The sequence below is a fragment of the Neorhizobium sp. DAR64860/K0K1 genome (genome assembly GCF_050500205.1).
Classification (GTDB): Bacteria; Pseudomonadota; Alphaproteobacteria; order Rhizobiales; family Rhizobiaceae; genus Neorhizobium; species Neorhizobium soli.
The window spans coordinates 221,483-246,506 of sequence record NZ_CP191458.1 but is presented as its reverse complement, the minus strand read 5'-3'; the positions used below and the strand labels follow the sequence as shown (position 1 = coordinate 246,506).

At 61.2% G+C, this 25,024-nt stretch carries 25 protein-coding genes; 17 read left to right on the top strand and 8 right to left on the bottom strand.

Going from position 1 to position 25,024, the window contains the following annotated elements; all coding sequences use genetic code 11:
- Positions 1-108: 108 nt before the first annotated feature.
- The 10 genes from ACQY1J_RS01100 to ACQY1J_RS01055 all read left to right on the top strand — a co-directional run bounded on the left by ACQY1J_RS01100 (position 109) and on the right by ACQY1J_RS01055 (position 9,326).
- A complete protein-coding gene (locus tag ACQY1J_RS01100) occupies positions 109-1,164 on the top strand; it encodes a sensor histidine kinase (protein WP_092663140.1) in 1,056 nt (351 codons plus the stop codon).
- Positions 1,165-1,343: 179 nt separating this feature from the next.
- Complete coding sequence (locus tag ACQY1J_RS01095) at positions 1,344-2,195, top strand: transporter substrate-binding domain-containing protein (RefSeq protein ID WP_430249770.1); 852 nt, start codon at positions 1,344-1,346, stop codon at positions 2,193-2,195.
- Between the two features lie 153 nt (positions 2,196-2,348).
- Entirely contained in the window at positions 2,349-3,092 is a 744-nt protein-coding gene (locus tag ACQY1J_RS01090; protein WP_430249769.1) for an amino acid ABC transporter ATP-binding protein, read from the top strand.
- A gap of 5 nt (positions 3,093-3,097) precedes the next feature.
- Positions 3,098-3,772 carry an amino acid ABC transporter permease gene (locus ACQY1J_RS01085; protein WP_430249767.1) on the top strand — a complete coding sequence of 225 codons (675 nt, stop codon included), beginning with the start codon at positions 3,098-3,100 and terminating at the stop codon, positions 3,770-3,772.
- 9 nt (positions 3,773-3,781) lie between these two features.
- The gene (locus tag ACQY1J_RS01080) at positions 3,782-4,447 is read left to right on the top strand and encodes an amino acid ABC transporter permease (RefSeq protein ID WP_430249766.1); all 666 of its coding nucleotides are present in this window, start codon (positions 3,782-3,784) and stop codon (positions 4,445-4,447) included.
- A 22-nt stretch (positions 4,448-4,469) separates the two neighbouring features.
- Positions 4,470-5,396 carry an N-carbamoyl-D-amino-acid hydrolase gene (locus tag ACQY1J_RS01075; protein ID WP_430249764.1) on the top strand — a complete coding sequence of 309 codons (927 nt, stop codon included), beginning with the start codon at positions 4,470-4,472 and terminating at the stop codon, positions 5,394-5,396.
- 12 nt (positions 5,397-5,408) lie between these two features.
- The gene (gene hydA, locus ACQY1J_RS01070; protein ID WP_430249763.1) at positions 5,409-6,869 is read left to right on the top strand and encodes a dihydropyrimidinase; all 1,461 of its coding nucleotides are present in this window, start codon (positions 5,409-5,411) and stop codon (positions 6,867-6,869) included.
- Positions 6,866-7,525, top strand: coding sequence for an aspartate/glutamate racemase family protein (locus tag ACQY1J_RS01065; protein WP_430249761.1), 660 nt, complete (start codon positions 6,866-6,868; stop codon positions 7,523-7,525). The genes hydA and ACQY1J_RS01065 overlap by 4 nt, the downstream gene beginning before the upstream one ends.
- Before the next feature lie 5 nt (positions 7,526-7,530).
- Positions 7,531-8,460 (top strand): LysR family transcriptional regulator, encoded by a 930-nt coding sequence (locus ACQY1J_RS01060; protein WP_430249760.1) that lies wholly within the window; start codon positions 7,531-7,533, stop codon positions 8,458-8,460.
- An 11-nt stretch (positions 8,461-8,471) separates the two neighbouring features.
- A complete protein-coding gene (locus tag ACQY1J_RS01055) occupies positions 8,472-9,326 on the top strand; it encodes a D-amino-acid transaminase (RefSeq protein WP_113166077.1) in 855 nt (284 codons plus the stop codon).
- A 48-nt stretch (positions 9,327-9,374) separates the two neighbouring features.
- Here ACQY1J_RS01055 and ACQY1J_RS01050 read toward each other — a convergent pair whose 3' ends face one another.
- The 3 genes from ACQY1J_RS01050 to ACQY1J_RS01040 all read right to left on the bottom strand — a co-directional run bounded on the left by ACQY1J_RS01050 (position 9,375) and on the right by ACQY1J_RS01040 (position 12,552).
- A complete protein-coding gene (locus ACQY1J_RS01050) occupies positions 9,375-10,322 on the bottom strand; it encodes an isoaspartyl peptidase/L-asparaginase family protein (RefSeq protein WP_430249758.1) in 948 nt (315 codons plus the stop codon).
- 77 nt (positions 10,323-10,399) lie between these two features.
- Positions 10,400-11,992, bottom strand: a complete 1,593-nt coding sequence (locus tag ACQY1J_RS01045; protein WP_430249757.1) for an ABC transporter substrate-binding protein — start codon at positions 11,990-11,992, stop codon at positions 10,400-10,402.
- On the bottom strand, positions 11,989-12,552 hold the full coding sequence (locus ACQY1J_RS01040) for a MarR family winged helix-turn-helix transcriptional regulator (protein ID WP_430249756.1): 564 nt from the start codon (positions 12,550-12,552) through the stop codon (positions 11,989-11,991). The genes ACQY1J_RS01045 and ACQY1J_RS01040 overlap by 4 nt, the downstream gene beginning before the upstream one ends.
- Positions 12,553-12,591: 39 nt before the next feature.
- Here ACQY1J_RS01040 and ACQY1J_RS01035 point away from each other — a divergent pair, with 39 nt between their 5' ends.
- From ACQY1J_RS01035 to ACQY1J_RS01005, 7 genes are all read left to right on the top strand, one after another.
- Positions 12,592-13,461, top strand: coding sequence for a creatininase family protein (locus ACQY1J_RS01035; protein WP_430249755.1), 870 nt, complete (start codon positions 12,592-12,594; stop codon positions 13,459-13,461).
- A 60-nt stretch (positions 13,462-13,521) separates the two neighbouring features.
- Positions 13,522-14,493, top strand: coding sequence for an ABC transporter permease (locus ACQY1J_RS01030; RefSeq protein WP_430249754.1), 972 nt, complete (start codon positions 13,522-13,524; stop codon positions 14,491-14,493).
- Positions 14,493-15,368 (top strand): ABC transporter permease, encoded by an 876-nt coding sequence (locus ACQY1J_RS01025; protein ID WP_062459221.1) that lies wholly within the window; start codon positions 14,493-14,495, stop codon positions 15,366-15,368. Before ACQY1J_RS01030 ends, ACQY1J_RS01025 begins: the two co-directional genes overlap by 1 nt.
- Entirely contained in the window at positions 15,365-17,089 is a 1,725-nt protein-coding gene (locus ACQY1J_RS01020; RefSeq protein WP_430249753.1) for a dipeptide ABC transporter ATP-binding protein, read from the top strand. Before ACQY1J_RS01025 ends, ACQY1J_RS01020 begins: the two co-directional genes overlap by 4 nt.
- Before the next feature lie 19 nt (positions 17,090-17,108).
- A complete protein-coding gene (locus ACQY1J_RS01015; protein WP_430249752.1) occupies positions 17,109-17,993 on the top strand; it encodes a polysaccharide deacetylase family protein in 885 nt (294 codons plus the stop codon).
- Positions 17,986-18,741, top strand: a complete 756-nt coding sequence (locus ACQY1J_RS01010) for an SDR family NAD(P)-dependent oxidoreductase (RefSeq protein ID WP_430249751.1) — start codon at positions 17,986-17,988, stop codon at positions 18,739-18,741. The genes ACQY1J_RS01015 and ACQY1J_RS01010 overlap by 8 nt, the downstream gene beginning before the upstream one ends.
- A 292-nt stretch (positions 18,742-19,033) precedes the next feature.
- Positions 19,034-19,963 (top strand): LysR family transcriptional regulator, encoded by a 930-nt coding sequence (locus ACQY1J_RS01005; protein ID WP_430249750.1) that lies wholly within the window; start codon positions 19,034-19,036, stop codon positions 19,961-19,963.
- Between the two features lie 6 nt (positions 19,964-19,969).
- Here ACQY1J_RS01005 and ACQY1J_RS01000 read toward each other — a convergent pair whose 3' ends face one another.
- The 5 genes from ACQY1J_RS01000 to nikC all read right to left on the bottom strand — a co-directional run bounded on the left by ACQY1J_RS01000 (position 19,970) and on the right by nikC (position 25,017).
- Positions 19,970-21,328: an MmgE/PrpD family protein gene (locus ACQY1J_RS01000; RefSeq protein ID WP_430249749.1), complete on the bottom strand. Its 1,359-nt coding sequence runs from the start codon at positions 21,326-21,328 to the stop codon at positions 19,970-19,972.
- A gap of 96 nt (positions 21,329-21,424) precedes the next feature.
- The gene (locus ACQY1J_RS00995) at positions 21,425-22,435 is read right to left on the bottom strand and encodes a serine hydrolase domain-containing protein (RefSeq protein WP_430249747.1); all 1,011 of its coding nucleotides are present in this window, start codon (positions 22,433-22,435) and stop codon (positions 21,425-21,427) included.
- On the bottom strand, positions 22,432-23,217 hold the full coding sequence (locus ACQY1J_RS00990; protein ID WP_430249746.1) for an ABC transporter ATP-binding protein: 786 nt from the start codon (positions 23,215-23,217) through the stop codon (positions 22,432-22,434). The genes ACQY1J_RS00995 and ACQY1J_RS00990 overlap by 4 nt, the downstream gene beginning before the upstream one ends.
- Positions 23,214-24,080: an ABC transporter ATP-binding protein gene (locus tag ACQY1J_RS00985; protein ID WP_430249744.1), complete on the bottom strand. Its 867-nt coding sequence runs from the start codon at positions 24,078-24,080 to the stop codon at positions 23,214-23,216. Before ACQY1J_RS00985 ends, ACQY1J_RS00990 begins: the two co-directional genes overlap by 4 nt.
- Positions 24,073-25,017, bottom strand: a complete 945-nt coding sequence (gene nikC, locus ACQY1J_RS00980) for a nickel transporter permease (protein WP_430249743.1) — start codon at positions 25,015-25,017, stop codon at positions 24,073-24,075. The genes ACQY1J_RS00985 and nikC overlap by 8 nt, the downstream gene beginning before the upstream one ends.
- Between the last annotated feature and the right edge of the window lie 7 nt (positions 25,018-25,024).

Here is a 25,024-nt window from a genome sequence, read left to right as displayed (position 1 = left end):
CCAAACTTGTCCCTTATCCCGTCGGACATTACGTACCTTTCTAGTTGCTGATTGACGGAACACCCCGAACAAGCCAAGAACAAGCAACGCCGCGGGAACCCACTTGGAATGAAGCCCTTACGTATGCAATTGTTCGAGATGAGCGACCACGTCCGCGCTTCCCCGGGAAAGCGCTGGGGAGTGGCGGTTGCAGCGTTCGGGCTTGCGCTCTACGCGCGGTTTCTCTGCGACCATCTCCTGCCGCCGGGCTTCCCGTATCTGACCTTCTTCCCCGCGGTAATCCTGACGACGTTTCTGGCGGGCGTCTGGCCAGGGGCCGTTTGCGCCGTGGCCTGTGGCGTGGCTGCCTGGTACTGGTTTATACCGCCGTTTGCGATGTTCGAGATCAACGGGTCGGTCCTCGTGGCTCTGACCTTCTACGCGTGCGTGGTCATCGTGGACATTCTGCTGATCCAGGTCATGCACAAGGCGGTTGATGATCTTCAGGAAGAACGCCTGCGCAGCGAAGACTTGGTGCGCGAACAGCAGCGCCTTCTTGCCGAGCAAAAGGAACGGGAGCGCCAACAGCGTGTGTTGCAGCGCGAATTGTCCCACCGAATGAAGAACACGCTGGCGATGGTTCAAGCCGTCGTATCCCAGAGCCTGCGCAATGCAACAGACGTGAAGCTTGCCGGTGAAATGGCGTCGGCCCGCATCGACGCACTTGCCCGGGCACAGGATACGCTGACGGCAACGAACTGGTCCGCAGCAGATGTCGAGACGATTGTACGGACATCCGTCGAACCGCACCAGGACAGCCCCGACCGCTTCGATATCTTCGGGCCTCCGATGGTGCTCGAAGCACAACCTTCCATGGGTTTGGCACTGGCAATCCATGAACTTGCGACAAATGCCACCAAATATGGCGCGCTCAGTACGGCCGACGGCAAGGTCGAGATCCGCTGGACGGCGCCCGGCGAAAACGGCTTTGCCTTCACATGGATCGAGAGCAAGGGGCCGGCCGTGAGCGAACCGACGCGGCGCGGCTTTGGCTCCCGCCTGATGGAGCGCGTTGTGCCGACCTATTTCAACGGCGTCGCCAACGTGGACTACCGCACGGATGGTTTGCACTACCGCATCGAAGGCGAACTTCTTCCGAAAGAGCCTCAGCCTCTTCAGAGCTGACGCAATATGCGCCATTGGCCGGTTGCGACAACGACGACGATCGACCCAATCACTATTCGACAATCATATAATTCTAGTTCGATTATAATAATCAATTATATTGCAGCGCAGCAGGTTCGGTGGAACACTGGCGTCAACAAGGGCCGCAAAGGCCTGGAGCCGCCAGTAGGAGAACATCGATGAAACCATCTATCAGGGCCGGCTTTGTCGGCTTAGCTACTCTGCTTGCCTGCACGCCAGCCTACTCCCTCGGAGACACGATCAAGACCGCGATCGACGCGACCTTCGCGCCGCACGCCATGCCAACCCTCGACGGCAAGATCGAGGGTTTCAACGTCGATATGGCGAACCTGATCGGCGAACGTCTCGGCAAGAAAGTCGATCTGACCGGAGCGCAGTTCTCGGGTCTTATCCCGGCGCTGCAGGCCGGCACCTATGACTTCCTTGTCGCACCCGTCACCGTGAACAAGGAGCGCGCCGCGAACCTTCTCTTCACCGAAGGCTTCATGGACACCAATTTTGGCTTCGTCGTGCCGGCCAATGCGCCTAAATACAAGACGCTCGAAGACTTCAAGGGTAAGACGATCGCCGTCAACAAAGGCTCGGCCTACGACAGCTTCCTGCGGGAGAAGGAAAAGGAATTTGGCTGGAAGGTCGAAAGCTACGGTACCAATACCGACGCTGTGGCAGCCGTCATCGCGGGACGCGCCGATGCCAACCTTGCCGGCAATACTGCCGCTGCATGGGCGGTCAAGAAGAACCCGCGCCTGAAACTTTCCTTCGAATACGAAACCGGCCTCGTCTGGGCTCTTTCCTTCCGCAAAGGCGACGAGCAGAACCGCGATCTCGTCGATCGTGCGATGGAATGCCTGAAGCTAGACGGCTCGATGGCGAAGCTTTCGGTCAAATGGTTCGGCGTCACGCCAGAAGCTGGCACCACGATCGTCACCCCGACCAAGGGTTTCGGGACGCCGGGCTTCGATGGCTACAAGGACGACGACCACAAAGCCTCCTGCGATAACCTGAAGTAACGCTCTACAGCACGGGCAGGCGCTCAGTAGCCTGCCCTCCCCCTTGATCAGACAGGATGCGGCAGCCGGCCGCCAACCGACTCTCCGATGGAGATCACGGTTGAGATCCAGCCGGCAAAATCTGTCCGCATCGTGCCTGCCGGAGGTTCCACAATGGCCAATCGCCCAATGCTCGAAGTCGTCGCGCTGGAAAAGCGCTTCGGTACCACCACCGTCCTCAAGAAGATCGACCTGAGGGTCGCCGAGGGCGAACTCGTGTTCGTCATCGGGCCATCCGGTTCCGGCAAGAGCACGATGCTGCGCTGTTGCAACCGGCTCGAGCAGCCAACATCGGGCGATATCATCGTCAACGGACGCAACATCATGGCCGGTACCCGCCGCGATCTCGACCGGATGCGGCTGCAGATCGGCATGGTGTTTCAGGGCTTTCACCTCTACCCGCATATGAGTGTCCTCAAGAATGTCACGCTTGCCCAGCGGAAGGCGCTGAAGCGCTCGAAGGCAGAAGCCGATGCCCGGGCGATGGACATGCTCGAACAGGTCGGCCTGGCGCACAAGGCCGACGCCTATCCCGGTGAATTGTCGGGCGGCCAGCAGCAGCGGGTGGCGATCGCCCGCTCGCTGGCGCTCGATCCGAAAGTCATGCTGTTCGACGAACCGACCTCGGCACTTGATCCCGAACTGGTCGGCTCCGTCCTCAAGGTGATGAAGGACCTGAAATCCAAGGGCATGACGATGGTCGTCGTCAGCCACGAGATGGGCTTTGCCCGCGAAACCGCCGATCGTGTTGTCTTCATGGATGGTGGTGTCGTCGTTGAAGAGGGCACGCCGGACGAGCTGTTCGGCAACCCCAAGGCCGATCGCACCCGCGCGTTCCTTTCGCGCGTTTCCGGGTAACGGCGATGGACCGGTTCCTCGAAACCTTCTTCAACCCGGTGGTGATGGCAAAATATACGCCTGACATCATTGCCGGCATCTGGGTCACCCTGCAGATTGCCGCAGCGGTTATCGTGGCCGGTATCCTTGCGGGCCTGGCGCTCGCCTGCCTGCGCAGCTATGGCGTCAAGACGCTCAATTTCTTCATAATCTGCTATGCCGATATCTTTCGCGCCCTGCCGCCTCTGGTCGTCATCCTGATCCTCTATTTCGGGTTCCCGTCGATCGGCATACAGCTGTCCGGCCCGATGGTTCTGTTCATCGTTCTGGCGGCGACCCTTGCAGCGTTTGCCGAAGAGATATTCTGGGCCGGGTTCTCGTCTGTCGAAAAGGGTCAGTGGGAGGCCGGCATCGCAACCGGGCTCGGTTTTACCCGCACGCTTGCCTATGTCGCGCTGCCCCAGGCTGTCCGCCTCGCAATCCCGCCGCTCGTCAACCGCGTGCTGGCCATCACCAAGATGACCGCGCTCGGCTCGGCCATCGGCGTTTCGGAAATCCTGTCGAGCGCCACGACGGCGCAGAGTTTTTCCGGCAGTGCCACGCCGCTCACCATGTCGGTTGTCGCCTATCTGGTGATTTTCCTGCCGATGGTGGTCTTCGCCCGCTGGATGGAAAGCCGGACCGCCTGGAAGAAGCGATAGGAGGCTGACATGGATATCTTCATCGACCAGTTCTTCAATCTCGACATCATGCGCCAGTCGTTGCCGTTGCTGATGTCCGGCCTCTGGATGACGCTCAAGCTGTGCAGCGCCGTCATTCTGCTGGGCCTGATCGGCGGCCTGTTCGTAGCACTCGGCAATATGAGCGAGCGCCGCTGGCTGTGCTGGATCTCGACCGCCTATACCGATCTTTTCCGCGCCCTGCCGCCGCTGGTGCTCCTCATCTTCATCTATGCCGGACTGCCCTTTGCGGGGGTCAACATCTCGCCGTTTTACGCCGTCGTCATCGCCTTCCTGCTCAACAACTCCTCCTATTACGCCGAGGTCTATCGCGCCGGTCTGATCTCGGTCGCCAAGGGACAGTGGGAGGCTGCCCAGTCGACGGGCTTGAGCCCTGTGCAGACGCTCGCCCATGTCGTTCTGCCGCAGGCCGTCCGCAACGTTCTCCCGGACCTGCTGTCCAACACCGTGGAAGTCGTCAAGCTCACCTCGCTTGCCTCCGTCATCTCGCTGTCCGAGCTTCTCTACAATGCCGGCATGGCGCGCTCGGTCACCTACAATGCCTCGCCGCTGGTGCTGGCTGCTCTCATCTATCTCGTGCTGCTGTGGCCGCTGGTGCGCCTCGTCAGTCATTTCCAGCGGCGCCTGGCCGCCTGATCGCTTTCGAAAGGAAACTCCAATGACCATCATGAAGATCGCAGGTGCCCAGCTCGGCGCCATCCAGAAAGACGACAGCCGCGAAAGCGTCGTCATCCGCATGATTGCGCTTCTCGATGAAGCCGCATCCAAGGGCGCAGACATGGTCGTCTACCCGGAGCTGGCGCTCACGACCTTCTTTCCCCGCTGGTACATGGAAGACCAGGCCGAAATCGATTTCTGGTTCGAGACGGAAATGCCCAACGCCGCCACGCAGCCGCTGTTCGATCGCGCCCGCGAGCTCAACATCGCGATCACCTTCGGCTACGGCGAGAAGACGCCGGACGGACACTATTACAACACCTCGATCGTTACCGACCGGCAAGCCAATATCGTCGGCAAGTATCGCAAGGTGCATCTTCCCGGTCATTCCGAATACGATACCGAGCGCGCCTTCCAGCATCTCGAGAAGCGCTACTTCGAACCCGGTGATCTCGGCTTCAACGTCTGGCGTAACGAAGGCGTCATCATGGGCATGGCGATCTGCAACGACCGCCGCTGGCCGGAAACCTTCCGTTGCCTTGGTCTGCAGGGCGTCGAGCTGGTCACGATCGGCTACAACACGCCGTCGGTGAACAGCCAGATGAGCGCCGAAGGGTTGGAAAAGCGGCTTTTCCATTCCGACCTTTCCATGCAGTCCGGAGCCTACCAGAACTCGACCTATGTCGTCGGCGTCGCCAAGGCGGGCAATGAGGACGGCCACCCGCTGATGGGCGGCTCGATCATCGTCGATCCGGACGGCTTCGTTCTTGCCCGCGCCGTGACCGAGGAGGACGAGCTCATCATCGCCGAATGCGATTTCTCCAAATGCGACTTTGGCAAGAAGACGATCTTTGATTTCGAGCGTCATCGTCGTATCGAGCATTACGGTCGCCTGACGAGCCAGACCGGCGTGATCATCGAAGTGTAAGGAAAGACCGACATGACAGCGTTTGATATGGTCATCCATGGCGGTCGCATCGTCACCGCATCCGACATATTCGATGGCGATATCGGCATCGTCGACGGTCGGATTTCGGCGATCGGCGAAAAGATCGCCGGAGGAACCCGCCGGATCGATGCGGGCGGCAAGCTGGTCGTTCCCGGCGGCATCGAGGCGCATGCTCATATCGCCCAGGAAAGCTCCGCGGGCGTGATGACCGCCGACGACTACTATTCCGGTTCGGTCTCCGCCGCCTTCGGTGGCAATTCGTCGTTCATCCCGTTCGCAGCCCAGCATCGCGGCCAGTCGATTGCCGATGTCATCGCAACCTATGACGGTCGTGCCGCGCCGCACTCGGTGCTCGACTATTCCTACCACCTGATCATTTCCGACCCCTCGGCGGCAGTTCTTGCAGAGCTGCCGGGCGTGTTTGCCAAGGGCATCACGTCGTTCAAGGTCTTCATGACCTACGACCTCATGAACATCGGCGACGGCGGCATGCTCGATATCCTGACGATTGCCAAAACCCATGGGGCGCTCACCATGGTCCATGCCGAAAACAACGACATGGTGAAGTGGATGAACAAACGGCTCGCGGCGGCAGGGCTGACAGAGCCGAAATATCACGCGATCAGCCGTCCTGAGCTTGCCGAGGAAGAAGCAATCAACCGGGCCGTCTCTCTGGCAAAACTCGTCGATGCAGCCCTCTTCATCGTCCATGTCTCGACGGCGGGCGGCGCTGCGATCGTCCAGCGCGAAAAGCTGGCCGGCACGAAACTGTTTGCCGAAACCTGCCCGCAATATCTGGCTCTGACACGCGATGATCTCGACCGGCCCGGCATGGAAGGGGCGAAATTCATCTGCTCGCCGCCGCTCCGCGATTCGGCAACACAGGAAGCGCTCTGGCGGCACGTACAATCAGGCACGTTCGAGAGCGTGTCCTCCGACCACGCGCCCTACCGTTTCGATGCCAGCGGAAAGTTTGCCAACGGCGCGGATGCACCCTACCCGAAGATCTCCAACGGCATGCCGGGCATCGCCATGCGCCTGCCCTATCTGTATTCAGAGGGCGTCACGAAAGGCCGCATCACGCTGCAGCAGTTCGTTGCGCTTTCGAGCACCAATGCCGCCAGGACATTCGGAATGGCCAAGAAGGGATCGATTGCACCGGGCTACGATGCCGATATCTGCATCTGGGACCCGGAAGCCCGCCGCAAGGCAACGCTTGCCGATCAGAACGACAACATGGACTACACACCGTTTGAGGGCATGGAGATCGAAGGCTGGCCGGTCCTCACCATGAACCGCGGCGATGTCATCGTCGAGAACGGCGAGTTGAAGGCGGACCGTGGTCGTGGTCGTTTCATTGCCCGCAGCCCCATCGACCTGACCGGCAAGCCCGGCTACCGTGCCAAGGAATTCGATCCGGCGCAGAATTTCGGCGTGGAGATCGCCCCATGAGAACCGTCGGCCGGATCCTCGTCATCAACCCGAACAGTTCGGAAAGCGTCACCGAAGGCCTGCGCGAGGCGCTCTCCGGAATGCAGTTTCCGGCTGGTCCCGTTATCGAATGCGTCACGATCGATGAGGGTCCGCCCGGCGTCGTCACCCAGCGCCATGTGGATGAAGCCGCGTTGCGCACTGCCGACCTGATCGAATCCCGGCCGGATGCATCAGCCTATGTGCTCGCCTGCTATTCGCAGCCCGGGCTGGACCTTGCACGGTCGATCACCACCAAGCCGGTCTACGGCATCCAGGATGCCGGCGTACTGAGCGCCCTGGCGCTTGCAGATCTCTTCGGCGTCATCGCAGTCGCCGAAGGTTCAATCCCCCGTCACATGCGCAACCTTCGCCGCCTCGGCGTCGATGGCAGGCTTGCCGGCGAGGTCGCGCTTGAAGGCGCAATCAGCGTCGCCGACAGCGGCCATGGAGAGGAAAGCTATGCGGCTCTCGTGAAAGCCGGGCTGAAACTGCGGCACATGGGCGCCGGCGCGATCGTGCTTGGCTGTGCCGGCATGTCCGGCCACCGCCGCAGACTCGAAGATGAGCTCGGCATCCGCGTGATCGATCCGACCCAGGCCGCCGTCGCGATGGCGCTTGGCGCAGTTCTCACCTGAACGCCATGACCGAAACCGAGCAGAAGCCGGATATCTCGCTGCGCCTCCTCGAAATCTTCGGGGCCATGATGCGTTGCGAAACGACCGTGGAGGCAGCCGAGCAGCTGGGCATCTCGCAGCCCGCCGTTTCGAACGGCATCCGCCAGCTGGAAAACCAGCTCGGTATAACGCTGTTTGAGCGCCTGCACCGGCGGCTTGAGCCAACCGAAGAAGCCACGCTTCTGTTTGAAGAGGTGCGGCCTGTCTTCAGCATGCTGCGCAGCTTTTCCGCCCGCGCCCGCTCGATCCGGCATGGCACATCGGGACGGCTGCGTGTCATGTCGACGCCGCCGCTTGGTAATACGGTCGCACCGGTGGCGCTCGCACGGTTCCTGAAGGATCGTCCGGATGTGTCCGTCGCTTACGATGTCCGCCGGCTCGAACACGTCATCGAAGCTGTGCAGAGCGGGGCCGCCGACGTCGGTCTTGCGATCGCGCTGGAACGGCATCCGTCTGTGAACGTAGAGATCCTGTCGCGCACCCATATGGTCGCGCTCGTGCCGAAGGACCACCCGGTCGCTAGTCGGCAGGAGGTGACGGTCAGTGATTTGTCCGAACACGGTTTTATCGGCCTCGAAGCGGAATCGCGCATGGGCCAGATGCTGCGCGATGCCTTCGATCGCGAGGGCATCGATTACGAGCCGCGGGTCGAGGTGCGCTATTGCGCAACGGCTGCGGTTCTGGCCGGAGCTGGCGTCGGGGCAGCGGTTGTCGATCCCTATAGTGCAGCCCACCAGTCATTGCAGGGGTTGGTGCAACTGCCCTTCCAGCCACCCCGCGAAGTCGCGGCCGTCCTGATTACCCGCAAGGGCATACCGCGCTCGCGCCTCTGCACGGTTTCATCGCCGAACTCAAGCGAGCCGCCGGCGATGTGTTTTGAATTCCCGACATACTGAAGGAGATTGTCTTGTCCCGTATCGTTTATTTGAATGGCGAATGGCTGCCCGAAGCCGATGCAAAGGTCTCCGTCTTTGACCGCGGCTTTCTATTCGCAGACGCCATCTACGAAGTGACCGGCGTCATTGACGGCAAGCTTCTCGAATACGAGGGCCATGCCTCCCGCCTGAAGCGCTCGATCGGGGAACTGGGTCTGGACCTGCCGATTTCGGCCAGCGAACTTCTGGAGGTTCATCGCGAGATCATCCGCCGCAATGCACTCAAGGAAGGCCTGATCTACCTCCAGCTGTCGCGCGGCCCCGCCGATCGCGACTTCGCCTTTCCGAAGGATCCGACACCGACGCTGGTTCTCTTTACCCAGGCAAAGTCGGTGATCGAGAACCCCAAGCTCGCAACCGGCCTGTCCGTCGCTCTGCTGCCCGACTGGCGCTGGGAGCGCCGCGACATCAAGACCGTGCAACTGCTTTATCCCTCGATGGCCAAGATGCAGGCGATGGAGAAAGGCGCTGATGACGCCTGGCTGGTGGAGGACGGCTTCGTCACGGAGGCAAGCTCGGCAACCGCCCATATCATCGACAAGACTGGCAGGCTGATCACCCGCCCGCTGTCGAATGCAATCCTGCACGGCATCACGCGCGCAAGCGTGCTTGATCTCGCCGAAAAAGCCGGCATTCCCTATGACGAGCGCGCCTTCACACCCGATGAAGCGATGAATGCCTCGGAGGCCTTCATCACATCCGCCACCAACTTCGTCATGCCGGTCACCCGCATCGACGGTGAACCCGTCGGCGACGGCAAGCCGGGGACTCTGACGCTCAAACTGCGCGAACTCTACATCGCCGACAAGATCGCCAGCGCAATCTAAGCGCCGCGAGGCCGCCGTAACAGCGGCCTCCGCAATCTCCGGGTCGCCTTACTCGATCCTGAACACCACGTCGTGGGTAGCAACGAAGAATTCGCCGTCAGGTGTGACCCAGCCGCGAAACATGCCGTCGGTGTTGTAAGGTGTGGCGATCGTTCCGTCGGCTCCGACGGCCACAAGTCCGGCACCGATAGCGTGCGGCTTCAAGTCTTCCATGATCACCGTCGACGCCGCCTGCTCCACGGTTTCGCCGAGATAGCCGATGCGGCTTGCGACCTCATGGCCGACGGCATAGCGGATGAAGAACTCGCCCTTGCCGGTGCCAGATACAGCGCAGAGACCGTCGCGGGCATAGGTGCCGGCGCCGACGATCGGGGTATCGCCGATGCGACCGACGGGTTTGTTGTTGTAGCCGCCGGTGGAGGTTGCGGCCGCTAGATGTCCGGCACTATCAAGCGCGACGGCACCCACCGTGCCGTGCTTTTCGGATTCGCTCGCCGCTGCAGCCGTGCCGGCCGCCGCATGCGCCTTCATCGCAGCCAGCGCTTTCACGCGTTTCTCGGTGGTGAAGTAATCGGGTTCAACTACGTCCAGCCCCTCGACCTTCGCGAACTCGTCGGCCGCGTGGCCGCCCATCAGCACCACTTCGCCCTTTTTCATCACCCGCCGCGCCACCTTGACGGGATTGCGGATGCGCCGCACCAGTGTCACGGCGCCTGCTTCAAGCGTCGCGCCATCCATGATCGAGGCGTCGAGTTCGTGCTCGCCGGCGGCATTGAGGGCTGCGCCATAGCCGGCATTGAAATGGGGGCTGTCTTCCAGCACCACGACCGACGCCTGAACAGCATCGAGCGCCGAGCCGCCGGTGCTCAGCACCGCCCATCCGGCTTTCAACGCATGACCGAGATCGACGCGCGCCGCTTCCCATTCCGCCTCACTGAGGCCGAGCTTTGCCATCACGCCGCAGCCGCCATGGATCGCCAGTGCAATCTTGCCCATGATCTTCTCCTTCCCATGAATAAAAAAGCCGGGCAGCAAAACTGCCCGGCCAAGTTTACCTCCGGTTGGCGTGGAGGCTATTTCGCAGGCCTGATGTTCATGGCCAGTGTGTCTTCGTCCGAACGCGGCACGATGGTGATGGTCTTTTTCATGCCCCAGGCGGATACGATCGAAGCGATCGAAAGATTGGGGCGATCGGAAGCAACCAGCGCGTTGGCGTCCTTCAGGTACTGTTCGCGCTTGCCCGCATCCATCTCGACACCGGCCGCCTCGATCAGCTTGTCCGTTTCGGGGTTGGAGTAACCGCGGATGTTGAAGGCGCCGAGCTTCTTGGTCGGATCGTTGGTGTGAACCAGCGATGAGAGCGTGTAGTTCGCCTCACCGGTCAGCGTGCCCCAGCCGGACATGGTCAGCGAATAATCGCCGCGCGTGTTGGCCGGGAAATAGACGGCGCCGGGCTGTGCGTTGGCTTCCACCTGGATACCGATCGCGGTCAGCATCTGGGCGATCGTCGTGCCGGTGTCCTTGTCTCCCGGCAGGCGGTCGTTGGTGAAGGAGAACGTCACCTTGAAACCATCGGGATAACCGGCGTCGGCGAGCAGCTTCTTTGCCTTCTCGACATCGGAAGGTGCGGGCTTCACATCCGGATTGTAGCCGAAGATGTTCGGTGTCACGAGCTGCGACTGGACGGTGCCCATGCCTTCCATGGCAATCTCGGTGATGGTTTCGCGATCGATCGCAAGATCGAAGGCTTCACGCACCCGGGGGTCGATGAAGGGGTTTTTCGGCAGCGGCGAGCCGTTCTTGGCGCTCACCTGCGGCGACTTTTCGCGGAAGTCGAAAGCCATGTTGAACAGGTAGACGCTGTCCTGGCGAACGATCGTCAGCTTCGAATCCGTTTCCAGCGTCGGCACGTCGGATGCCGGAATACGGGCGATCAGATCGACCTGGCCGGCCTTCAGCTGTGCAACGCGGGCGGCGTCGTTGGGAAGCTCCTTACGGATCACCTTGTCCCACGGCTCCTTGCCGCCCCAGTAACCGTCGAAGCTCTGAAGAACCAGCTGCTCCTTCGGCGTCCAGGACACGAACTTGTAAGGACCGGTCCCGATCGCGGCCTTGCCGGAATTGAAACCTTCCGAGGCCTTTTCCGCGCTGTCGGAATAATCCTTGGCAGCGATGTGCGACACCACGAACAGACGGATGAAATCGTTGGGCAGGGTTGGCGCCGGTCCGTCCGTCTTGACGCGGATCGTCAGCGGATCGACGATTTCTACGCCCTTGACGCGGCGGACGTAGATGGTTGTCGGGTTCGGGCCGGCGACTTTCGGAATACGCTCGATCGAGAATTTGACGTCCTCGGCGGTGAAGTCCGAACCGTCATGGAATTTGACGTTAGGGCGCAGCTTGAATTCCCAGGTCGTGTCGTCGATCGCGGTCCAGCTGGTGGCAAGGCCCGGCTCGAGTTCGAGATTGTTGCCCGACTTGATCAGCGAGTCGTAGATGTGCTTCATCGCCTCGGCGTGAGTGCCGGCGGCGGTGAAATCGGGATCGATCGACAGCGGACCGGCGCGCACGCCGATGGTGAGGTCGGCGGCAAGTGCTGCGCCCGAAACGCCGCCGAGCAAGCCGGTGGCGAGCACGATGGTGCGGAATGTCTTGGAAGCCGTCATTCTTCGTTCTCCTCTATTGTTGTCATTGATGGCCAGTTGGGTGAATCGACGACGACCTTGGCGAGCAGTTCCGACAACATCAGCTGTTCGGCAGGCGTCAGCGACGAGATCATGGCTCTCTCGCGCTCCACCATCGGCTGCATGGCCTGATCGACGATGCGTCTGCCCTCCTCGGTGATGTAGAGGACAAAACTTCTCAGGTCCGCCTGGTCGATTTCGCGACGGACGATGTTCTTGTCGATCAGCTTCTGGATCGCCCGGCTGATCGTGTTCTTCGGAAAGCCCGAGGAATTGCAGATGGCACTGGCCGTCAGTCCGTCGGACAGGCCGAGCGAATAGATGACGACGAATTCCGGCCGCGCCAGGCCGTGTTCCTTTTCGATCAGTCGGTAGATCGGCTCGTTGAACTGCAGCGCCAGAAAGTTGAACCGGAACGACAACCAGCAGGGGTTCTTCCACAGTTTCACGGATACCAGGTCCTCGACGCCATGCGTGCCGGCGGCGGCTTTTCCGCCCTCTCGCAGCAGAGTCTCCAGTGTCGGTCCACGCGTCTGTCGCACTCTTCGGTCGCTTTCGAGCTTCGTGAGGTTTAGTCCCGTATGGAACTTGACGATCGTTTAAATGGCTGTCAATTTCTTTTTTTAGTCCCGTATGGAACTTTGCTTCATGCGACACAAAGCATCGGAAAGCACAAATATTGTGCGTCCGTGCGAAAAACAGAACGTTCTTTGCGCAGTTGCACGAAGTTTGAGAACGAGGGTAGCGAATTGAAGATTGCCGAGATGAACTGGATGCAGGTCGAAGAGCGCGTCGCAAAAGATGATCGCTGTATTTTACCGATCGGCAGCGTCGAGCAGCACGCCTATCTCAGTATCGCGACCGATATGATCCTGGCTGAAAAGGTCTCGGTCGATGCTGCCGAGCCGCTCGGCATCCCGGTCTTTCCGGTCGTGCCTTATGGCCTTGCCTCCTCGTTCGCAACGTTTCCTGGAACGCTGACGCTATCGCTCGCCACCTATATTGGCGTCATCGAGGATCTGCTCGACAGCATTTACCGCTCCGGTTTCCGGCGCATCCTGATCGTCAACGGGCATGGCGGCAACACGCCGGCGACGGTGGTGATTTCCGAATGGCTGAATTCCCACCCCGACGCATCGGTCAAATTCCACGACTGGTGGCGGGCGCCACAGACGCTGGCCAAGGTGCAGGAGACGGATCCGGCCGCATCGCACGCGTCATGGATGGAGAATTTCCCCTGGACGCGCACCACCGACGCGCGTCAGCCGACCACCGCCAAACCGCAGATCGACTACGCAGCGCTTGCACGCGTCGGCGCTGCGCAGAAGCGTGAACTGCTCGGCGACGGCAATTATCACGGTCTCTACCAACGCCCCGATGAAGACATGGCTGCGATCTGGGAGGTCGCCGTTTCCGAAACCCGCGCGCTGCTGGAAGGCGACTGGCACTGACCGCCGCCTGACGCACGACGCATTTTCGAACCCCGCACGAGACGGGAGAACAGGGAACGAATGTTTGGTTTCATCCTGCAAAGGCTGTGGCAGGCGCTGATCGTGGTCCTTGCCATGTCGGCACTGGTATTCTGCGGCGTCTATGCTGTCGGCAACCCGATCGACGTGCTGATCTCGCCGGACGCGACGCAAGACATCCGCGCCGCCGTCATCGCTCAATACGGTCTCGACCAGCCGCTGTGGCAGCAGTATTTCACCTTTGTCGTGCGTATCCTGCACGGCGATTTCGGCCGCTCCTTTGTCTACAACATGCCGGTCAGCGAACTGATCTTGACCCGGCTGCCTGCAACGCTCGAACTGACGCTCGCCGCCGTGATGTTTGCCAGCCTCGTCGGCATTCCGATCGGAATGTATGCCGGCTACAAGCCGCACAACCCGATCTCGCGTGCCATCATGGCACTTTCCATCCTCGGCTTTTCCGTCCCCACCTTCTGGTTCGGCCTGATGCTGATCATGGTGTTTGCCGTGCAATGCGGCTGCATGCCGGCCGGCGGACGCGGCGAGACCGCCAGCCTGTTCGGCGTCGACTTCAGTTTCCTGACCGGTGATGGCCTTTCCCACATGATCCTGCCGGCGTTGAACCTCTCACTGTTCAAGTTCTCGCTGATGATCCGTCTTGCCCGCGCCGGCACTCGCGAACTGATGCTGAGCGACACGGTGAAATTCGCCCGCGCTGCCGGGCTTTCGGAGTTCACGGTGCTGAGCCGCCATGTGCTGCGGCTGATCTCCATTCCGCTGGTCACCGTGTTCGGCCTCGAACTCGGCTCGACGCTCGCCTTTGCCGTCGTCACCGAAACGATCTTTTCCTGGCCGGGCCTCGGCAAGCTGATCATCGACAGCATCACCTCGCTCGATCGACCGGTCATGGTTGCCTACCTGATGTTTGTCGCCCTCCTGTTCATCGTCATCAATTTCGTGGTCGATCTTACCTATGCGCTGCTCGATCCGCGTCTGAGAAAGGGGCGTGCCTGATGCGCGACACTCCACTCTCCCGTTTTCTAAATGAATTCCGCCGCAACAAGGTTGCCACGGGCGCTGCGGTCTTCGTGTTCGTCATCGTGTTCATCGCCCTGATTGCGCCGCTGGTGACGCCTCAGGATCCTTACGACCTCGCGCATCTGGTGCTGCGAGACGCACGGCGCCCGCCGGGCTATGTCGGGACCGGCGGCTACACCCACTGGCTTGGAACGGACTCGCAAGGCCGCGACCTTCTGTCCGCCATCATCTACGGACTGCGGATCTCGCTGCAGATGGGCATCATCGCCAGCGGCACCGCGTTCGTCATCGGTGCCGTGGTCGGCTGTGCCGCCGCTTATATCGGCGGTCGCTTCGAAAGCCTTGTCATGCGCATCGTCGACCTGCAGCTGTCGTTCCCGGCCATTCTGCTCGCCTTCGTCATCGCCGCCATTCTCGGCCAGGGTCGCTACCAGCTGATCCTCGCGCTGATCTTTGCCCAATACGCCTATTTTGCCCGGACCGCCCATGGTGCGGCGGCGGCCGAACGGCAGAAGGATTATGTCGAGGCGGCGCTGTCCATCCCGCTGTCACCCTGGCGTGTGGTGCTGCGGCATATCCTGCCCAACTCGCTGCCACCACTGATCGTGGTCGCCACCGTGCAGATCGCCAGCGCGATTTCGCTTGAAGCAACGCTGTCCTTCCTCGGCGTAGGCCTTCCGCCGACCGAGCCGTCGCTCGGCATGCTGATTGCCAACGGTTTCCAGTATCTGCTCTCTGGTCGTTACTGGATCTCGATCTATCCCGGCCTGGCGCTGATCATCTTCATCGTCTCACTCAATCTCGTCGGCGACCAGATCCGCGACCAGCTCAACCCGAGGCTCCGCCGATGACCGATACCGTGACAACACCGGCGATACCGCTTCTCGAAGTCACCAATCTCAAGACCTGGTTCCCAAGCGGGCGCAGCGAAGTCAAAGCCGTCGACGGCGTCTCCTTCTCGATCGCGCCGGGAGAGGTGCTGGGCCTCGTCGGCGAGTCCGGTTCCGGCAAATCGATCACCGGCTTCTCCATAATCGGCCTGATCGACGAACCCGGCCGCATTGTCGAGGGATCGATCAAGCTCGAAGGTCGCGAACTGGTCGGCTTGCCCGCCCACGAGCTTCGTGCCATTCGCGGCAAGACCATTTCGATGGTCTTCCAGGACCCGATGATGACACTCAACCCGGTCCTGAGCATCGGCATGCAGATCAAGCTCGCGCTGGAAGCTCACGAAAATATCGGCAGTGCCGAGGCCCATGAGCGGGCGATCAAGGCGCTGGCCCAGGTTCGCATCAGCGACCCGGAACGCAAGGTGGATTTCTTTCCGCACCAGTTTTCCGGCGGCATGCGCCAGCGCGTGGCGATTGCGATAGCGCTTCTGCACCGACCGAAACTGATCATCTGCGATGAACCGACGACGGCACTCGACGTGTCGATCCAGGCTGAAATCCTCGCCGAGATGAAGGAACTGGTCTCCGAACTCGGCACGGCGCTGATCTGGATCAGCCACGACCTGGCCATCGTTTCCTCGATCGCCGACCGGGTTGCGGTCATGAAGTCCGGCAACATCGTCGAGATCGGTCCGGCGCTCGGTGTGCTCACGAAACCGCAGCACGACTATACGCGCGCGCTGCTCGACGCCCTGCCCTCGCGCGCCAAACCCGGCGAACTTCTGCTGCGCGGCAGCGGTATAGCAGACGCGGCGCCACCGCCGCGCAAATCGACAACCGCCAATCTGCCGCCTCTCGGCAGTCCCTATCTGGTCATCGACAATGTCGTGAAACGCTTCGAAAAGCCGGCCGGGTTGTTCAGGAACCTTGCGATCAAGTCCGGCCTGTCGCAGCCAACAAACGTGGTCCACGCCGTCGCCGGCGTCTCGCTGACGGTCAACCGTGGCGAAGTTCTGGGGCTTGTCGGTGAATCCGGTTCCGGCAAATCGACGCTGGGCCGGATGGCCGCCGGTATCACCGTGCCGACATCGGGCACGATCCGCCTCAACGGCCAGCCCGTCATGAGCCCAGGGAGAGCGCCGAAGAAGATCACCACACGCATCCAGACGATCTTTCAGGATCCGTTTGCCTCGCTCAACGGCCGCATGCGCATCGGCGACATCATCGCCGAGGGGCCGCTCGCCCACCGTCTGGTGAGCCGTGCCGAGGCGGCGGTTTATGTCGGACAATGGCTGGCGGCCGTCGGTCTCGATCCGAGCTTTTCCAACCGCTTTCCGCACCAGTTTTCTGGCGGCCAGCGACAACGCATCGCCATTGCCCGAGCGCTCGCCATGCAGCCGGACGTGATCGTCTGCGACGAGCCGGTCGCCTCGCTCGACGTGTCGATCCAGGCGCAGATCATCAACCTTCTGATCCGACTTCGCGCCGAACTCGACCTGTCGCTGGTCTTCATCAGTCACGATCTGTCGGTGGTGCGCCACCTCTGCGACCGCGTCGCCATCATGTACCAGGGCCGGATCGTCGAGGAGGGCGAAGCCGCCGCCATCTATGCCGATCCGCAGCATGCCTACACGCAGCGACTGCTGGCGGCCGTACCGGTGCTGCCGCAGGCAGCCGAATGACTTAAACGGAGGACGGGATATGGAACCCTGGGAATGGGACGAAGCGACCTGGCGCGGCAAGGTCGACAAGGTGCGGGCCGGCCGTTCGCTGAAGCCGAAGACCTGGAAGAATGGCGCCCGCTGCGCCGTCGCACTCTCCTTCGACAGCGACCATGAGACCAACGAACTGCGCGACGGCGGAGAATCCATCGGTCGCCTGTCATGGGGCCAGTACGGCAATCGCCGCGGCGTGCCGCGCATTCTCGAAACGCTGAAGGCGGCCGACGTGCCCGCCACATTCTTCGTGCCGGCGGTTGCAGCCCTCCTTCATCCGGACGAGCAGAAACGCGTCATCGCAGAAGGACACGAGATCGGCCTGCATGGCTGGATCCACGAGGTGAACACCAAGGTCCCGCCGGACAAGGAGCGCGAACTGCATCTGCGCGCCGCCGATACGCTGGAAAAGATCACCGGCATACGTGCCGTCGGCATGCGCACGCCGTCCTGGGATTTTTCCGCCGTGACGCTGGAGATCGAACGCGAACTGGGTCTACTCTACGATTCATCCTTGATGGCCGACGACGATCCCTATGAGCTGGTCGAGAATGGCGTACCGACCGGCATGGTCGAGCTGCCAGTCGAGTGGATCCGCGATGATGCCGTCTATTTCAACATGAACCGGTTTAGCGCCCACCGCCCCTACACGCCGCCGCCGGCCGTTCTCGACATCTTCAAGCGTGAATTCGACCGTGCCTACCAGGAAGGCGGCCTGTTTCTCCTGACCATGCATCCGCATGTCTCCGGTTACCGCTCGCGCATCTTCATCCTCGAAGAGCTGATCCGGCACATCAAGCAGCACGACGACGTATGGTTCGGCACCCATGCCGACATTGCCCGCTTTGCCAAGGAGAATGCCGATGGCTGACACGACCCGCAAAGTGGCTCTCGTCACCGGTGGTGGCCGCGGCATCGGTCGCGCCTGCGCGCTGGATCTGGCAAAACACGGTTTCGATATCGTTCTGGTCGATCTGATCGAGGACGATCTGGCTCGAACCGCCGGCGAAATTGCCGCTCTCGGCCGCCAGGCACTGACCTTCGTCGCCGACGTGCGCGACTACCGACGCGCCGCCGAGATCGTCGCCGAGGTCGATGCGAACTGGGGCCGTATCGACGTGCTGTTCAACAATGCCGGAAAGCCGATGCCGAAGGGCATCGAGGAGATCACCGAGGACGAGTTCGACACGACGATCGATATCAATCTCAAGGGTGCCTTCAATTATATCCAGCCGACCGTACCCCTTATGCGCCGCAACGGCGGCGGCCGGATCATCAATATGTCGTCGATGAACGCCCATACCGGCGGCGTCACCAGCGCTGTCAGCAAATTCGCCTATACATCAGCCAAGGCCGGTATTCTCGGCATGACCCGGGGGCTCGCCAAGGAACTCGCCCCCGAAATCGTCGTCAACGCCATCTGCCCGGGTGTGATCAAGACGGAACGCTCGAACGCCATGATCGACGCCCGAGAAGCCCAACTCGCCGCCGGCATTGCTATGAAGCGCGTCGGCACGCCACAGGATGTGGCAAGCGTGGTCACCTTCCTCGCGACATCGGAGCCGAACTTCCTCACGGGACAAGACATCCAGATCGACGGGATGCAGTGGGTACGGTGAGGTAGACACGCGTAGCGGCGGCTCGACTGGCCAGTAGGGTGGTGATTGTTTCTGGTCGCAGGATCGACCATCAACCGCCTTGCAAAAAGCTGGGCAGAGGCCCTTAAAGTTCCGCTATCGCATCGAACATCGAACATCGAATGACGGCGTCTACCTTCAATCAACTGTCAACCTTTCAGCACTTGATCGACACAGCAGATAGCGGAGGTGGCCTTGATCGCCGAATGTAACCGCTTGCCGGTCGCGAGGCGCCGTGTAATGGTTTGTTTCGAAAGCAATACAGAGGTTTTCTATGGAAGTCAGATGGTTAGAGGACTTCCTGTCTCTCGGCCATTTCTTGAACTTTACGGCCGCAGCCAAGGACAGGAATATCACACAGTCAGCCCTCAGCCGCCGCATCATGCAGCTTGAGCAATGGGCGGGACTGACGCTGGTCGACCGCTCGACCTATCCGGTGCGGCTTACACCGGCCGGCGAAAGCTTTCTGCCGCGGGCTCGCAAGGCAGTCGATACAATTTCCTCGCTGCGCGAGGAGACGCTGCAAACTCACAGCGCTCCTGAAGAAGTAATTTCCTTCGCAACGATGAGTACTCTGGTCCTAACATTCTTCCCGCTCTGGATGGAGAAGGTCGAGGCACTGGGGGAGCCGTTCCGGACGCGGTTTTCGGAAGCCTATTCCTCATTTTCCGGAAATGTCTCCAAGCTGCTCCGCAACGAATGCGATTTCCTTCTGACCTATGCGCATGAAAGCGTGCCGGCGATCCGCGATCTCGCGGAGCACCCCTATCTGACGCTGGGCTCGGAACGCGTGATTGCCATTTCCGCCCCGGACGAGGCAGGGCAGCCGATCCACCCACTCACGATCGGCGGGGCGCCGGTGAATTATCTCAGCTACCGGGATAGTTCCTTCTTCGCGCAGGCGCTGCCACAAGCGATCTTCGAAAGAGCGCCTTTCCAGCTCAATACCGTCTATGAAAACGCCATGTCTGCTGCCCTGAAGGCCATGGCCGTTGCGGGCCATGGTGTGGCGTGGATCCCGGAGAGCCTTGCCGTCAACGAGCTCAAGAACAGGCAACTCGTGAGGGCTGCCGATCCTGCCTATGACATGATCGTTGAGATCAGGCTCTACCGCTCCTTCCGGCTGCGATGCAAAAGCGTCGGGCGGTTCTGGAGCCGGGCGGAGGAGGTCGGCATGCTCGCCGACCGGGTTGCCCTGCCATAAACGGCCTCAGGCAGCCGCGGCACGGCGATCAAAAAGCAACTCCAGAAATTTCAGGTCAGGCTGATCGTCAAGCCGATCGAGTTTTGCCTGGATGAGGTCGATATCCTCGAGATCATCCAGGCAATTGCCGATCTTTGCTCGACGCGCATCACCGGAGAAGGGATCGGCGAGACCGCCGCGCGCGGCTGCGCGTTGTGTTTCCAGCACTTTTCCATCTGCGAGCGTTATCGTCAGCCTGTGCGGCAGACTGGATTTGGCGGCAGCCTCTTCCTCTGCGCTGTAATGCGTCATGGAGATCTTCGTCAGCAGCGGATCGCTCGCAAAACGCCCGATCGCAGAGGGCGTAAAATCCGACAGAAGCAGCTTCTTCCTGCGAAGCGCGAGGGCCAGGCAGTATTGCATGGAAAACCGCGCCTGCATCTCGTCCCTCGGCTCCGTATAGGCAAGGTTTCGATAGTTTGCGATTCCGACATGGCATTCTGCCGAGACGATTTCGTCGATGTCGAATTGCTCGGTTTGCATGAGGTCGAGGGCAGCATCGACGATCATGTGGGTCGAACCGCAGCAGGGATGCATTTTCGGCATCACGCCTGATGTTTCGATCGTATGTCCCCGGGTCTGGGCGATATGATCGATGTCGTATCCGACAGGCTGGATGCCACCGAACATTTCGAGGAAGCCCTGCTCTCCTTCAAGAATATCGAGGCGGCCGCGTAGTCCTTGCGCCGCGAGCAAAGCGGCCTCCACGGCATTCCGTGCCGCCATGCCGGCGTGGAAGGGTTTGACCGGCGTGCCGAACTGGCCCTTTGTGCCAGATGCCATGCTGGCGCCGAGCGAAAGAGAGCGCGCGATACCGGCGGCATCGAGCCCCAGCAGCGTGGCAACGCCGGCGGCCGTGCCGATACTGCCGACTGTCGAGGTCCCGTGCCATCCCGCCGTGTAGTGGGAACCGGCGACACCGCTCCCCACGAATGCCTGCGCCTGCAGGGCGACGAGATAGGCATCCACCAGCATGCGGCCGCTCGCGCTCGCGCGATTGGCAACGGCAAGCAGCGCTGGCAGGATCACCGCCGAAGCGTGGCTCATGCCCGGACGGAAATTGTCGTCGTAGTCGAGTGCGTGTGCCGCCGTACCATTGATCAGAGCCGCGACGGATGGCGAATGCCGCCCACCGGTGACGAGCGCTGCCTCTCCGTCTGCTTGCCGGCGGAACGCATCGGCAACGGCACGCGTGCTCATGTCGTTGCGGCCAGCGTAAAGGCAGGCGACGGTATCGGCGATCGCTTCGCGCGCCAGACGGCGGGCCGTGTCGCTGCTGGTCGGCGGCGCCCAGCACCAGTTCGCTATGGTTTCGATGACGGTCATGTTCGAAGGCCCGTTGCTGGAAATGGAAAAGCAGTCCTTGCCGCGCTGAGGAGCGCGTTTCAGGACGAGGTATCGTGGGGCGGTGTCGAGACGCGATCAGGACGTATCGCTCATGGCCGCAAGCAGCAGCCGCAACACTTTTCCCATGCCGAAACGCGTGACCTCGCGCCCTTGTATTTCGGTGTCGACGCGATGGACAACCACCATGTCGAGTGCCGGGATGACGATGCAATAATGCCCGCCGGCGCCCATCGCCGCGTAACTCCCTTTCGGCGTCACAACGCCCGGCAGAAAGACACCTTCCCGCTCCAGCCACCACATATAGCCGTAGCCGCCATGGGCCCCGGCATCCGAGTAGGGCATGACGCATTCCTGAGCCCAACCGGACGTCAGAACCGAGGTGCCGTTCCAGAGGCCACGCTGCAGAAACAGTTGCCCGAAGCGTGCAAGATCTCTGCTCGACATGCGAAACGGATAGGCCCTGTGCTCACTGATATCGAAGCTCTCGTGCCAGCCATCCGGCTCATCGCCTGCAAGCGTGAAATCCTGCATGCCGATCGGTCCAGCGATACGGCGCGCGAAGGCCTCGTGCACGGTATCCCCCGTCAGCGTCTCGAAGATCGTGCCGAGTGCGTTGAAATCCCAGTTGTTGTAGCACCAGAAGGTTCCCGGCGCGTGCGAATGGCGTGGCTCCTTGATCCGCCGCATCCATGGCGTCTCGTATCCCGCGGCGTGGTAGATGCCGGAGCGTGCAGTCAGCAGGTCATAGACCGTTGCCTGCCTTTCTATATCGCTCAGCCCTTCGCGGTCGTTGATGCCGAGATGTTCGAGCGTCGCAGAAAGATCGATCCGCCCCTCCTCGACCTCGAAGCCGATCAGGGCTGCAAGAAAGCTCTTGCGCATCGAATGGCAGAGAAATTTTCGATCCGGTTCGCCTAGCGACAGCACCAACTTTCCTTGCCTGACAACCAGAAGCATATCGGTCGCCTGGGTCGCCGCGAAGGCACGCAGCGCTTCGAGACCTTTGCCATCAAATCCCGCCTCGGTCTCGCTCCCGTGCCATTCCCACTCGTTGCCTGGATTGGCGACGGACGAGGCAGCGCTCATGCCGCCACCTCCGGAGAGCGGGCAACGGCCTCGACACTCGCCTGAAGGAACTCCCGCGTATAGTCTTCCTTCGCTTCGGACTGCCGGATCTGCTGCGATGTCAGCTCCTCGAGGATACGCCCCTTGTACATCATGCCGGCGCGCTCGCAGATATGAGCGATAACGGCGAGGTCGTGGCTGACCATCAGATAGGTAAGGTTTCGCTCGCTCCGCAGACGCTTCAGGAGATTGAGGATTTCCGCCTGCACCGAGACGTCGAGTGCGGAGGTCGGTTCGTCGAGCAGCAGGATTTCCGGTTCAACGATCAGCGCCCGCGCGATCGCTACACGCTGGCGCTGTCCACCCGAAAGTTCGTGCGGATAGCGATACCGGAAGGAAGCACCGAGGCCGACGGCATCGAGTGTCTCAGCGATCCGTTCGGACTGGCGATCGAAGCCATGGATGCGCAACGGCTCCGACAAAACCTTCTCGACGATCTTGCGCGGATGCAGCGAGCCATAGGGATCCTGAAAAACCATTTGCGCGCGGCGGAAGAAATCCTTGCTGCGCTTCTTCGGCAGCTCGCGATCGGCAAGCGTCAAAGCGCCGTGGTAATCGCTGTTGAGGCCCGACAATGCCCTCAGAATGGTCGACTTGCCGCAGCCGGATTCACCGATCAGGCCATAGGCTTCGCCTTTTGCGATCCGGAACGAAACGTCGTCGACAACGCGGTTGCGCGCATGGTGCGGGCCGAAGCTGATGGAGAGACCGATCGCCTCGATAAGGGGTCTTGCTGCGATCATGCCAGAACTCCGTTGCGATAAACAGGACCGTCGAGCCAGTCGGGATCGCGCACCGGCACCGTCAGTTCGTCGGCTTTTACATCGAGCCGCGGAAGGCTCTTGAGCAGCGCCTGCGTGTAGGGGTGCTGCGCCTTGTGCAGGTCCTTCGCCGGCAGATCTTCCATGATGCGACCGGCATACATGACCAGGACCCGATCGCAGAAATCTGCCACGAGGTTGAGGTCGTGGCTGATGAACATCAGGCCGGTGCCGCGGCGCGTCACCAGTTCATCGAGAATGGTGAGCACCTGACGGCGGACCGTCACGTCGAGGGCGGAGGTCGGCTCGTCGGCGATGATCAGGTCCGGCTCGGGGATCAGCATCATGGCAATCATGACGCGCTGGCCCATGCCCCCGGAGACTTCATGCGGATAGAGCTTGAAGACGCGTTCCGGATCCCGGATCTGCACGGATTCGAGCATGGCAAGCGCCTTGGCCTTCGCTTCCGCCTTGGGCGAATTGTGATGAAGGCGATAGGCTTCGACGATCTGCTGGCCGATGCGCATCAACGGGTTCAGCGAATATTTCGGGTCCTGCAGGATCATCGAAATGCGGTTGCCACGGATCTTTCGCATGTCCCTTTCGCTGGCTGCAAGCAGATCGGTATCCTTGAAGCGCATATGACTGGCGGTGATCTTTGCAACCTTCGGCGTCAGCTTCAGAAGGGCGCGACCGGTCTGCGACTTGCCGGATCCGGACTCGCCGACGATGCCGACCTTTTCACGGCCGATGGTGAAGGACAGCCCGCGCACCGCATCGAAGCTGCGTTGCGGGGTCTCGAAGCGGATCGTCAGATCCTTGACGTCGATCAGCGGCTTATCCATTGCGGGGATCCAATACGTCGCGCAGGCCATCGCCCAACAGGTTGAAGGCAAGGCTGGTGATGAGGATGGCGGTGCCGGGAATGGCGGCGATCCACCAGCTGGTCATCACGAATTCGCGGCCGGATGACAGCATCGTGCCCCATTCCGGGCTCGGTGGCTGGGCGCCGAGACCGAGAAAGCCGAGGCCCGCGGCCGTCAGGATGATCGCGGCCATGTTGAGGGTGACGCGCACCACAACCGAAGGAATGCACATCGGCATGATATGGCTGAAGATGATGCGGAGACTGGACGCGCCCTGAAGGCGTACGGCGGCGATATAATCCGAGTGTCGAACGGTTAGCGTTTCGGCGCGGGCAAGGCGAGCGATCGGCGGCCATGAGGCAAGCGAGATGGCGATGATCGCATTCTCGATGCCTGGACCAAGCGCCGCGACGAAGGCAAGTGCGAGGATGAGGTTGGGGAAAGCGAGAAACACATCGACGATGCGCATCAGGACCGTATCCACCCATCCGCCGAGATAGCCCGCGGTGGTGCCGACGATAAGCCCGATTGGTGCGACGATGACAGTGGTCAAAAGCGCGATATAGAGGGTGATGCGGGCGCCGAACAAAAGCCGGCTGTAGACGTCGCGGCCGAGTTCGTCCGTTCCCAGCCAATGCTGCGCGGATGGAGCGAGCAAGCGTCCCGCGAGGTTCTGATCGTAAATGTCGTGCGTTGCGAGAAGCGGTGCAAACGTCGCTGCGATCAGCAGGAAGACGATAACGCACAATCCGAACAGGGCAGAACCGTTGGCGCGCAACCGCCGCCATTGCAGCCACAGTTGCTGCATGCGGGCATGCGAAGGCGAAGTCGGAACCGGCGCGCGCAGCCAGGCGCCCAATCCAGTTCGGGCATCGGCGGTACGTGCGGCTGGAGAAGTGATGGCTTTGTCAGTCATGGCGGCC

Excerpts from the sequence above, each read along its gene's own strand:
- ACQY1J_RS01065 (WP_430249761.1), top strand. The coding sequence starts at position 6,866 with ATGAGAACCGTCGGCCGGATCCTCGTCATCAACCCGAACAGTTCGGAA.
- ACQY1J_RS00995 (WP_430249747.1), bottom strand. The coding sequence starts at position 22,435 with ATGAGCGCTGCCTCGTCCGTCGCCAATCCAGGCAACGAGTGGGAATGG.
- ACQY1J_RS00990 (WP_430249746.1), bottom strand. The coding sequence starts at position 23,217 with ATGATCGCAGCAAGACCCCTTATCGAGGCGATCGGTCTCTCCATCAGC.
- ACQY1J_RS01000 (WP_430249749.1), bottom strand. The coding sequence starts at position 21,328 with ATGACCGTCATCGAAACCATAGCGAACTGGTGCTGGGCGCCGCCGACC.
- ACQY1J_RS01090 (WP_430249769.1), top strand. The coding sequence starts at position 2,349 with ATGGCCAATCGCCCAATGCTCGAAGTCGTCGCGCTGGAAAAGCGCTTC.
- ACQY1J_RS01020 (WP_430249753.1), top strand. The coding sequence starts at position 15,365 with ATGACCGATACCGTGACAACACCGGCGATACCGCTTCTCGAAGTCACC.
- ACQY1J_RS01030 (WP_430249754.1), top strand. The coding sequence starts at position 13,522 with ATGTTTGGTTTCATCCTGCAAAGGCTGTGGCAGGCGCTGATCGTGGTC.
- ACQY1J_RS01010 (WP_430249751.1), top strand. The coding sequence starts at position 17,986 with ATGGCTGACACGACCCGCAAAGTGGCTCTCGTCACCGGTGGTGGCCGC.
- ACQY1J_RS01060 (WP_430249760.1), top strand. The coding sequence starts at position 7,531 with ATGACCGAAACCGAGCAGAAGCCGGATATCTCGCTGCGCCTCCTCGAA.
- ACQY1J_RS01005 (WP_430249750.1), top strand. The coding sequence starts at position 19,034 with ATGGAAGTCAGATGGTTAGAGGACTTCCTGTCTCTCGGCCATTTCTTG.
- ACQY1J_RS01035 (WP_430249755.1), top strand. The coding sequence starts at position 12,592 with ATGGAACTTGACGATCGTTTAAATGGCTGTCAATTTCTTTTTTTAGTC.
- ACQY1J_RS01045 (WP_430249757.1), bottom strand. The coding sequence starts at position 11,992 with ATGACGGCTTCCAAGACATTCCGCACCATCGTGCTCGCCACCGGCTTG.
- ACQY1J_RS01095 (WP_430249770.1), top strand. The coding sequence starts at position 1,344 with ATGAAACCATCTATCAGGGCCGGCTTTGTCGGCTTAGCTACTCTGCTT.
- ACQY1J_RS01085 (WP_430249767.1), top strand. The coding sequence starts at position 3,098 with ATGGACCGGTTCCTCGAAACCTTCTTCAACCCGGTGGTGATGGCAAAA.
- ACQY1J_RS01015 (WP_430249752.1), top strand. The coding sequence starts at position 17,109 with ATGGAACCCTGGGAATGGGACGAAGCGACCTGGCGCGGCAAGGTCGAC.
- ACQY1J_RS01075 (WP_430249764.1), top strand. The coding sequence starts at position 4,470 with ATGACCATCATGAAGATCGCAGGTGCCCAGCTCGGCGCCATCCAGAAA.
- hydA (WP_430249763.1), top strand. The coding sequence starts at position 5,409 with ATGACAGCGTTTGATATGGTCATCCATGGCGGTCGCATCGTCACCGCA.
- ACQY1J_RS01050 (WP_430249758.1), bottom strand. The coding sequence starts at position 10,322 with ATGGGCAAGATTGCACTGGCGATCCATGGCGGCTGCGGCGTGATGGCA.
- ACQY1J_RS01100 (WP_092663140.1), top strand. The coding sequence starts at position 109 with ATGAAGCCCTTACGTATGCAATTGTTCGAGATGAGCGACCACGTCCGC.
- ACQY1J_RS01080 (WP_430249766.1), top strand. The coding sequence starts at position 3,782 with ATGGATATCTTCATCGACCAGTTCTTCAATCTCGACATCATGCGCCAG.
- ACQY1J_RS00985 (WP_430249744.1), bottom strand. The coding sequence starts at position 24,080 with ATGGATAAGCCGCTGATCGACGTCAAGGATCTGACGATCCGCTTCGAG.
- ACQY1J_RS01025 (WP_062459221.1), top strand. The coding sequence starts at position 14,493 with ATGCGCGACACTCCACTCTCCCGTTTTCTAAATGAATTCCGCCGCAAC.
- nikC (WP_430249743.1), bottom strand. The coding sequence starts at position 25,017 with ATGACTGACAAAGCCATCACTTCTCCAGCCGCACGTACCGCCGATGCC.